The sequence below is a fragment of the Limosilactobacillus sp. genome (assembly GCF_041859915.1).
Taxonomy (GTDB): domain Bacteria; phylum Bacillota; class Bacilli; order Lactobacillales; family Lactobacillaceae; genus Limosilactobacillus.
Window position 1 is genome coordinate 1 of sequence record NZ_JBFLGB010000062.1, and the last position, 9,588, is coordinate 9,588.

The 9,588-nt window shown below is 43.8% G+C and carries 10 protein-coding genes; 4 read left to right on the forward strand and 6 right to left on the reverse strand.

Annotated elements, in window-relative coordinates; translation table 11 throughout:
- The 4 genes from ACEYV4_RS07835 to ACEYV4_RS07850 all read right to left on the reverse strand — a co-directional run.
- On the reverse strand, window positions 1-1,233 hold a 1,233-nt coding region (locus tag ACEYV4_RS07835), incomplete at its 3' end, for a glycoside-pentoside-hexuronide (GPH):cation symporter (RefSeq protein WP_373842774.1).
- Window positions 1,234-1,265: 32 nt separating this feature from the next.
- Window positions 1,266-1,658: an MFS transporter gene (locus ACEYV4_RS07840; protein ID WP_373842775.1), complete on the reverse strand. Its 393-nt coding sequence runs from the start codon at window positions 1,656-1,658 to the stop codon at window positions 1,266-1,268.
- Window positions 1,659-1,821: 163 nt separating this feature from the next.
- A complete protein-coding gene (locus tag ACEYV4_RS07845; RefSeq protein WP_373842783.1) occupies window positions 1,822-2,826 on the reverse strand; it encodes a LacI family DNA-binding transcriptional regulator in 1,005 nt (334 codons plus the stop codon).
- Between the two features lie 237 nt (window positions 2,827-3,063).
- Window positions 3,064-3,720, reverse strand: a complete 657-nt coding sequence (locus tag ACEYV4_RS07850) for an NAD(P)H-binding protein (protein ID WP_373842776.1) — start codon at window positions 3,718-3,720, stop codon at window positions 3,064-3,066.
- Window positions 3,721-3,907: 187 nt separating this feature from the next.
- Between ACEYV4_RS07850 and ACEYV4_RS07855 the strand changes: the two genes are divergently transcribed.
- Window positions 3,908-4,336, forward strand: a complete 429-nt coding sequence (locus ACEYV4_RS07855; RefSeq protein WP_373842777.1) for a winged helix-turn-helix transcriptional regulator — start codon at window positions 3,908-3,910, stop codon at window positions 4,334-4,336.
- A gap of 13 nt (window positions 4,337-4,349) precedes the next feature.
- Complete coding sequence (locus ACEYV4_RS07860; protein ID WP_373842778.1) at window positions 4,350-5,174, forward strand: exodeoxyribonuclease III; 825 nt, start codon at window positions 4,350-4,352, stop codon at window positions 5,172-5,174.
- 49 nt (window positions 5,175-5,223) lie between these two features.
- Here the strand turns inward: ACEYV4_RS07860 and ACEYV4_RS07865 are convergent, their stop codons facing one another.
- Window positions 5,224-6,342: an ATP-binding protein gene (locus ACEYV4_RS07865; RefSeq protein ID WP_373842779.1), complete on the reverse strand. Its 1,119-nt coding sequence runs from the start codon at window positions 6,340-6,342 to the stop codon at window positions 5,224-5,226.
- 200 nt (window positions 6,343-6,542) lie between these two features.
- On the opposite strand from ACEYV4_RS07865, the gene ACEYV4_RS07870 reads away from it, so the two are divergent.
- Together ACEYV4_RS07870 and ACEYV4_RS07875 are read left to right on the forward strand one after the other, a co-directional pair.
- On the forward strand, window positions 6,543-7,142 hold the full coding sequence (locus tag ACEYV4_RS07870) for an IS607 family transposase (protein WP_373842780.1): 600 nt from the start codon (window positions 6,543-6,545) through the stop codon (window positions 7,140-7,142).
- Between the two features lie 32 nt (window positions 7,143-7,174).
- Entirely contained in the window at window positions 7,175-8,506 is a 1,332-nt protein-coding gene (locus tag ACEYV4_RS07875) for an RNA-guided endonuclease InsQ/TnpB family protein (protein ID WP_373842781.1), read from the forward strand.
- A gap of 439 nt (window positions 8,507-8,945) precedes the next feature.
- On the opposite strand, the gene ACEYV4_RS07880 is transcribed toward ACEYV4_RS07875, so the two are convergent.
- On the reverse strand, window positions 8,946-9,588 hold a 643-nt coding region (locus ACEYV4_RS07880), incomplete at its 5' end, for an LPXTG cell wall anchor domain-containing protein (RefSeq protein WP_373842782.1).

Sequence of the window (9,588 nt, forward strand, 5' to 3'; positions counted from 1 at the left end):
GCGAGTGCCAAAGGTAAAGTTAATCTGGCCATCAAACGGAGCATAGATCTTCCCTTCACTTGGTTCAATGGCAAAACCAGTGCCAGGGAACGGCCGACCATCGACATCTAGGACATCCTTCATTTCCTTTACCTGACCAGAAGCCGGTGCAGATAGGTGTTCGGTCTTGATCTCATCTTCTGCTCCCTTAGCAGGCGCTTTAGCATTGACACCCGTATTAGCCTTTGTATCACCGTTTGCCAGCTTATCTTTCAATTCTTCAACAATAAGTGCGTGCTTCTTCTCACTTAAGGTTACTTTCCAAGCAAAGACGACAATTGCCAGGAGCGCGAAAACCAATGGGATATAGAAGGCCATGCTATCAAAGGTATTGATATCGTGCGCTGTCATGTCAGCGGCAGTTGCGGAGCCAGTCATCCCCGCGGCGATCGCAATGTAGCCAACCAGGCCATTAGAGATCGCTCCGGTCAACTTATCAATCATTGGCCGTACGGCAAGGACAACGGCTTCATTCCGCTGGCCGTTGCGCAACTGACCATACTCGATAGCATCGGTCAGCGTCAGGACAGTCACCAATTGGGCAAAGTTGATATTAAAGAGTACCAAGCCCAGATCCATCATCAAGACGTTGGTCCGGAAAAAGATGAAGATAACGTATGCTAATGCCATGGAGATTTGGCCACCGATGAAGAGCCATTTCCGTGGAATGAACTTGTTCAGGATTGGGAAAAGTGGACTTGTGCAGAAGCCAATGATGGTGGCAATCACACCAACAATCCAGAATTCGCCCGGCTTACCAATGACAAATTTGTAAAGGTAGAACAAAACACCGTTAGTGATGACGTAAGCACAGGAATATAAAAGATAGGCTAAACTTGGCCACAGGATTTGATCATTATGAAAGATCGCGGAAAATACCTGGCCAATGGTAGTCTTATCTTGGGCAGAATTCCGAATGATGTTATGCTTTTCCTTTGTTCCCAAGCAAACGGCAATCGCACTTAGCAAGGCCACCGCGGAAACAATCGCTGCGAAGGCAAACCAGCCAATCGGTCCTTCATTATGCTTTCCAGTTGCTAAAAAGGTAAAGTAGGTAACGATTGGAACAACGATGATCGTCAAACCGTTCCAACCGATCGTCCCGGCGAAAGCGCCTAGTGAGGTATAAACACCCCGCTCTTGAGAGTCTTCACTGATTGCCGGAACCATTCCCCAATAGGAGACATCCGACAAAGAATAGAAAATATCAAAGGTAATAAAGATAATTACAATAAAACGGCAAAGAGGATCCAGTTAACCTTTGCTAGGCCAAAGATCCCGGTAAAAAGAATCAAGAGTAAGATGACACTGACGATGTTCCCGGTCATGATCCAGGGCTTGAATTTACCCCACCGGGACTTAGTGTTATCAACAACGTTTCCTAGTAGTGGGTCAATCAACAGTTCCAAAATCCGAACACCAACAATCAGGCCGGTGATTAAACCGATCAGCCGATTAGAAACAGACTTCGGAAGGCCATTAAACATCCCACCCGTAACAAAAATGATGAAGTATGTTGACATAACACCATAAAAGGCGGAATGTCCAACATTACCAAAGCAAAATGACGCACGAGAAACAATTTGCTTCCCAGTTAGCTTGTGCTTTTTGGTTGCCATATTATATCGATACCTCCTCAGCGATCATTCCTGCAATCGTTTTCAAGGCTATTGTACGCTTCTAATACTATTTAGTAAATAGTTTATAGCAAATTGCATAAATAATTTACTAAAGAGGCTTTAAAAAGCCCCATTCAAATGAATGAAGCTTTTACTAATATGATTACGAGATAAAACTTTTTCTAATCACTAGGTCGGTATTAACCTGAAGGTGGACATGCGGACGTGACGGATATTTAATAAGGTCCCGTACCAAGCCCAACGCCATCCGACTGAGCGTTTCTTGATTGATATTATAAGATGACAATGGCGGGGAAACATAATTTGCCACTTCACTATTGTTGATACTAATCACTGCGGTGTCCCGCGGAACCATCACACCAGCCTCGTTGAATGCTTGCAACACACCCACGCTCAATGTATCAGAGGCCACGATAAAGGCATCCGGTAGGTGGTCACCAACCTGGTCAATCACCCGTTTTCCTAATTGATAACCCGTGGAAACGTTAAACTGACCCCCGATAAAGACAGGTGCTTCTTTAATTCCCTGGAGACTGGTAAATTCACGAAAGGCAATTTCCCGGGCATCTTTTTGTTGGATATTGTTAAGGTTCAATCCCTCGCCACCAATAAAGCCAATTCGTTGGTACCCAGCTGCCACGAGTTTTTGAAGAGCATCTTGGATGGTTAATTCCAAATTAGGTTTGACAGAATCAAAGAGACGCGGGGCCGGATTAATATCAATAAAGACCCCCGCTGGCAACTTTTCATGGAGCGCCGCCAGCTTTTTTTGCGTCACTTTGTCGGCCCCCACGCCAACAAAGCCATTAAAAGCAGCGGCGGCTTCGATCAGGTCATCAATCCGCTGAAAACTCTGTAATACGATTCCTTCTGCCTTGGCTTCCTTAATAATCGCCTTACGCAAAAAGGCAAAATATTCATCCTGGAGCTGTTCCTTACCGCTGATCCGGTAAAGCAAGGCTAACCGCAATTGTTTACGGTTTTTTTGACGCCGATGGTTACGCCAATAGCCTAATTCATCCGCCACCGCCATAATTTTTTGCCGGGTCTCGGCAGTAGTCGAAAGACTTGGGTCGTTATTTAGAAGACGTGAAACCGTTGCCGGTGAATATCCAGCCTTGGCCGCGATTTCCTTAATTGTTGCGATTACGTTCACCTTCTCCAATCTAGTAAATTATTTACTAATATTATACAACTTGTTGGTTTGAAAAGCGAACGAACACAATCTCTCCTATTAAAACAAAAGAGCATCAACCCTGGTAGTTGGCTGATGCTCACTCACGACGCACCTTATCCAAGGATCAGGTACGAGTGGATATTCAAATGCCGATAAATATAAAATAAAATTCGCAAGTAAAAACTCAAAATCGAATCCGGCTTCAAGCTAGTACCAGGCAGGTTTATCACCATCGGTTCCTGGCTTGTCAACCCCGAGATCTTGTCGAGCATACGGAGCCGGGTCATCGATAATCTTAGCAACCAGGGTCCCAATTGACTTCCGGGAAACCTCGGTCCCTTTGAAGGCTTCGCCACGCTTGGTGGTTTCATAGTCGACCTCATCCTTATTAGTCAGCCAAGCCGGCCGAATAATTGTGTAGTCCAGGTCGGATGCCGAAATCACATCCGCGGCCTTCCGGTAGGTGCCGAGGTAGCTGTCTTCTTGACCGCCACCGAGTTCGGCATTATTCCATTCACCAAACTTGCCTGGTACTTCATCATAGATTCCAATTGAAGAAATCCAAACCAGTTGTTTAAGGCCATGCTTATCCATCGCCGCCACGATGTTTTTCGCCTGCTGCTCGATCTGAGGATTCCGCAGGTTCGCGTAAACCACGTCCGCCTTAGCGACAGCAGCGTCCAATTCGGCCATTTTCAGGGTATCACCCTTGATGACCGTTTCCCGTTGTTGATCAACGGACTTAAGGTGTTGCGGGTGTCGCGTATAGAGTAAAAGATGGTCATTACCATTCTTCAGCAATGCCTGAATGGCGTGACCAGCGATTTGTCCCGTTGCGCCGAGAATCAGTACCTGTTTTGCCATTTTCAATTCCTCCTTGTTACTTACACTATTAGTATAAGCAAAACTGATACTGATTAAAAGTAAGCACTTCTCAGTAAGGTAGTTACCCACCGGTAAGAATTAGCAGGGACTAAACCGTTAGTGCCAATTAAATTTTTTCAAGAAAGCTTGCTATAATAGTCTTAGCAAATCTAAGGAGGGTAAAAAAATGCGTCCAAAAATGTTCAACATTGGGGCCGACTACGCCCTGTCAATCATCGGTGGCAAGTGGAAGCCCGTGATCCTCTACCTGCTGGCCGGCCATCCGCGGCGAACCAGTGAATTGGTTAAGCAACTCGGCACCTCTTACAAGGTCTTAGCTGACCAATTACACGAACTAGTCGATGCCGGAATCGTGGCTCGAAAGAGTTTCAACACCGTCCCACCCCATGTCGAATACCGCCTGACCGACGAGGGGGAAAACCTCTACGCTGCCCTCCGCTACCTGAATTACTGGGGCGAACGGCGCGCTGCCCAACGGGATGATGTCAAGATCATGTGCACCAACCAAATGAAAAAGGTTGGGGATGATGGTCTCTGCGTCATCACCAAGCGCCACCTCAACCACTGGAAACAAGAAATTGTCCACCAAAACTAAGGAGTAATTATTAATGAAACTAATCAGTTGGAACATTGACTCACTCAACGCCGCCTTGACCGGTACTTCTAAGCGCGCCGGGGAAACCCGGGAAACCCTCAAGAAGATCGCGGCCGCCCAGCCGGACGTCTTCGCCATTCAAGAAACCAAGCTACGGAAGGACCCGACCAAGAAACACCGGGACGCTCTGGCCAAGCTTTTCCCCGGGTACAACTATGTCTGGCGGTCTTCTGAAGAACCGGCCCGGAAGAGTTATGCCGGTACCATGTACTTATATAAGGATAGCTACCATCCCAAGGTCACCTACCCGACGATTGACGCCCCCTCGACCATGGACCGGGAAGGGCGGATCATCACGCTTGAATTCCCCGATTTTTACGTCACCGAAGTCTACACGCCTAATTCCGGGAGCGGCCTAAAGCGACTAACGGATCGCCAAGGCTGGGATACCCAGTATCGGCAATACCTCAGCAAACTAACCAAGGACAAGCCCGTCATGATCAGCGGGGACTTCAACGTTGCCCACGAACCGATCGACCTCGCCCACCCAAGCAATAATCACCACTCCGCCGGCTATACCGATGAGGAACGGGAAGACTTCACGAAGCTTCTCAAGGCTGGTTTCACCGATAGTTTTCGGAAACTCTACCCAGATAAGACCGGTGTTTATTCCTGGTGGGCCCAGCGGGTGATTACTAGTAAGCAAAACAATTCCGGTTGGCGCCTCGATTATTGGTTAGTCAGTGACCGCATTGCCGACAAGATTCAACAATCCAAGGTGGTCGACACCGGTAAGCGCCGTGATCACGCCCCAGTAGAGCTCGTCATTGACCTGTAAAAAAATTACACCATCTGGTATTGATGAAAGTCAATGCCAGTTTTTTTCATCAAAATGGGCGATAGCGAATCGAGTTAGGATCTTGCGTGTCAGCTAGATACTGCTTAAATAATGGTAGCTTAAATTTGATACGGCCTTGACCTGCAGGACTAATCAGATCTTGCTGGATCATTCGTCGACGGTATTGATTAACATAATTTTGCTGCTGCTTGGCGGATCTTTGATAGTCCATTAAGGATGCAATCTGGGTGGTGGTCATGTTATTAGCCGTGCCGACTAAGTATTCCCTATCACGGTTGGAAAGATTATCAAAGATGATGTCATAACTTTGGGTAAACAGGTCCTGAATATATAGTGGCTTAATCACATCAAATGTTTGTTGATTGGCAGGTTGTTGACCAGTCTTGGTAGCATTCCAGAGCTTGTAGCCAAGTAGTTGAAAAGCAAAAGAGTAGCCACCAGTCAGCTGGGCAATTTGATGAGTCAGATCCGGATTAAAATCAAGGTACTTTTGGTATTCTGTTTCAATTTTATTAATATTCAGCATGGTTGTCTGAATGTGACGTGCTCGTTTTAAGAAAGTCAGTGCCTGGTCATGCTCAATATCATAGATCATTTTGGGAAGACCGTCAGCAACCAAGTAGAAATTGAGGTTGTGACATTTTAAATTCTGTAGCAATTGAATAAATTCACGCGTATTTTCTTTATGGTTAAATTCGTCGATAAAGATAACAACTCGCTTATGAAGTTTTGTTAGCATTGCCATGAAGTTCTCAATATCCTGAGTAGTGTAGTTCTCATTACCCTTATTAAAGCTGAGGCTAAATCCCATTACTGAAATAGCAGAAATTTTGTCAGTTAGTGAATGAATTTTAAAGATGTTCTTTAGGTTATGACCAAATGCCTGTACCATTTGTTGGTTATTATCTATTTCCACGATATATGTGTCAGTTAGCTTTATTACTTTTTGTTCAATCTGGGTTAATAAGGCCGTCTTCCCAGAGCCCCGCAGGCCGGTAATAAAAATTACCCGGTTGGGATCATCATATGCGATAGCTTGTGCAACCAATTTTGGACTTTCAAAATCACTTTGATAGTTGGGCAAAATAATTTTAGGCGGTGTTCCAAAGCTGGGATCAAAAGGGTTTTTTAATTGTTTATTAATCATCAATGCTCACCTACTTTTACATTCTTTTACATTTATATTTTATTTTACATTCTTTTACATTTTAAAACTAGTATATAGTTAGAAATTTTTAGTTTAATTAGTGTAAAAGTGTTTACCTGAAAGTAAATGCTTATTTGTTTGTGTAGATTTGATCATTTGCTGGTATAATATGATATAATAATGTTAAAGGAAGTGATGATATGAAAGCTGGTAAAGTCATGGATTTACTTCAAATCAGTCGGTCAACTTTACGCCGCTATCGACGTAATGGCACTCTCAAGGCTCAAAAATTACCCACCGGGCAATACCGTTTTGATGATGATTCCGTCTTCTTACTGAAAAACGGTCGGTCAAAACGCATTACCGTCATTTACGGTCGGGTGTCAACTTACAAACAGAAACCTGATTTAGCTAATCAAATGCAGGAACTAAATGACTTTTGCGTTGCCAAGGGTTATACCGTCACGGATAGTTTTCAAGATATTGCCAGTGGCATTTCTTTTAAAAACCGGAAACAGTTCTTTCAAATGCTGGACTTAATCTTAGCTGGTAAAGTTAAACGAGTCGTGATTACTCATCAGGATCGGTTAAGCCGGGTTGGCTTTGAACTTTTTGAATACTTGTTTAAAAACTATGATACCGAGATTGAAGTGGTGTCTAATGAAGCCAATCCAAAGACTGATGAACAAGAACTCTTTGAAGAAATTATTAGCTTGCTTCACTGTTTTTCTATGCGGGAATATTCACACCGACGGCGTGAACGCCAACTGCTTGAGCAAAAGCTAAAACAGGCAAAATAAGCCTACAATTAACTGCGAAAGGAGGTGAAAAAATGACCAAGTCTAAAAATGTCATTCCACGAAATGAAAATCAATATTCGTGCTTGTGTAGTGAATATTTCATCGCTGGTAACTCACAATTGGACTTATATAGTCATAAAGCACATGACTTGTACAATCGAGCTTTATATGACTTACGGCAAGGCTTATTCCATAAAAAGTACATCAAGGGCTACAGCCAATTAGATACCATGTTTAAGCACCGGTACTTAGTACATGAATCCATGCTTTATCATGAACTAGGCTATGTCCAGTCGGCCCAACAAACCTTAAAAGAGGTTTGTGGTATTTGGCGAGCTTGGTATCGAGCTAATGAAGCCTTTAAACAGAACCCCGCTAAGTTTACGGGTAAGCCACGTTTGCCTCATTACTTACCGAAGAAGCAACGCCATATTTTCTTTGTGACTAACCAAAATGCCAAACTAAAACAGGGATACCTAACCATTCCAAAGCTAAAACTCAGAGTGAAGTTGGCCCCACAAGTAAAAACCATTCAACGGGTGGCGTTTAAACCTATTTATGGTGGTTACAAACTAATTGTCCAGTACCGTTTGAATCGTCAGATTCAATACTTACCAGACAATGGTACTTACTTGGGGATTGATCCCGGTATAGACAACGCTTTGACTTGTGTTTCTAATACTCATCATCAACCACTCTTGATTAATGGCCGTAATCTGAAATCAGTTAATCAATACTACAATCAAGAACGGTCTCACTTAAAGCGGCTTCAAGCACAATACCATCAATTAGAGTCAACCATTACCACTAAGCAAGGCCCGAAACCGGTTTACCAGGAAACTCATGCCATGCGGCGCATTACCGCTTGGCGTAATGCCAAAATCAAACAGTTTGCCCACAAAGCTTCTAAACGTATCGTTGATTATGCGTTAAACTGTGGTGCTAACACGATTGTGATTGGCAAAAACAAGTCCTGGAAACGCAGCTCCAACTTGGGTAAGCGGAATAATCAAAACCTTATTGGGATTCCTCATCAAGTTATGATTAACCTAATCCAATATAAAGCTAACTTAGTTGGTATCAGTGTGATTCAAGCCAATGAAGCTTATACTAGCCAAACCAGTGCCTTAGATGGTGAGAAACCATGTTGGGCTAACGGAAATAAGAGCCGGCAAAAGCAAGGTAAAAGCCCCATTAATCGGCGAATCCGTCGTGGTCTCTTTAAAGCCAATGATGGTACTTTGATCAATGCCGATGTGAATGGAGCTTGGCAAATTATTAAAAAAGCATTCCCAAAAGCCTCATTTGCCGACGGGATAGCGGGCGTCGTGTTACACCCAGTTAAATGGACGCCGCTCATTTGAGACGCCACTTAACGAAAGAAAATATTTACAACAGTGGCTGTCAGGTTGAAACTGCTGTAAAGTTGTCCTCTAGCTTCTGAATATTTAAGCATTTGGGAGCGTTTAACGGGGTTAGTGGTGATATTAAACATAAAACAGTTGTAAGGGTAAAATGATGGCAAGTGATAGCATTTGACATCATTGAACCAATATTTTTTAACATGATACTCACGTTTTCTAATTTACTGTTAACTAGCAAAATAAAGAAACAGCTCGGGCAAAAGCTGTTTAGAAATCACTTCTTAATGAGAAGCCTAAGGAAACAAAGGGCCTCGGTAATCCGTGCAGATTATCGAGGCCCTTATTTATTGCTCGTAGTGATCGAAAATGAACAAATATTTGGTAGGGAGGTTATTTATTCATTAAATAAACTTGACTGCGAACAATGTTTATTCAGTTGTTATTCAGCATCGTGCTTCTTTTTGGCAGCTAAACCAGCTAAGCCTAAGGCACCAGCTAGTTCAACGCCGGCAGCACCAAGGATAGCAGCCTTATTAGTTGCGTTCCCAGTCTGTGGCAAAGTAATGTTGTTGCCACTATTACTACTGTTGGACGTTGTAGTCGTAGCGGTTGTAATGGTGCCATTGTTACCAAGGCTAGTTGCCACTGGTGCTGCTTCACCATTACTAATGTTTGTACCACTGAAGTTAGCACCACCGTTGTTAGTGTTGCCTTCAGTTACAGTAGAACCAGTCCCGTTAGTCAGGCCACCATTAGCATTACCGTTCAAACCAGTATTACCAGTGAATGGACTATTTGCACCGGCTCCGTTAGTAGCACCATTGTTGCCACTGCCATTATTAATAGAAGTGCCATTATTTGTGGTGGAACCATTAGTAGTGCCACTGTTGTTGGAAGCACCGTTGCCATTCTTGTTGTAGGTTATCGTCGTATTAACACTCGGGTTAGTTGGCGTAACTGTGCTGGTTGATGGTGTGTAGCCACTAATCGTTGGTACAGCTTCGTTTGGTACAACCTTGGTTGGATCATTCGGATCATTCCGGTAAGTTTGGGCATTGCCAATTGGGTTACCATTCTGATCA

What these genes read in the sequence shown, in the direction of transcription:
- ACEYV4_RS07870 (WP_373842780.1), top strand. Translation starts at nt 6,543, where the DNA reads ATGAAAGCTGGTAAAGTCATGGATTTACTTCAAATCAGTCGGTCAACT.
- ACEYV4_RS07865 (WP_373842779.1), bottom strand. Translation starts at nt 6,342, where the DNA reads ATGATTAATAAACAATTAAAAAACCCTTTTGATCCCAGCTTTGGAACA.
- ACEYV4_RS07840 (WP_373842775.1), bottom strand. Translation starts at nt 1,658, where the DNA reads ATGGCAACCAAAAAGCACAAGCTAACTGGGAAGCAAATTGTTTCTCGT.
- ACEYV4_RS07855 (WP_373842777.1), top strand. Translation starts at nt 3,908, where the DNA reads ATGCGTCCAAAAATGTTCAACATTGGGGCCGACTACGCCCTGTCAATC.
- ACEYV4_RS07860 (WP_373842778.1), top strand. Translation starts at nt 4,350, where the DNA reads ATGAAACTAATCAGTTGGAACATTGACTCACTCAACGCCGCCTTGACC.
- ACEYV4_RS07875 (WP_373842781.1), top strand. Translation starts at nt 7,175, where the DNA reads ATGACCAAGTCTAAAAATGTCATTCCACGAAATGAAAATCAATATTCG.
- ACEYV4_RS07850 (WP_373842776.1), bottom strand. Translation starts at nt 3,720, where the DNA reads ATGGCAAAACAGGTACTGATTCTCGGCGCAACGGGACAAATCGCTGGT.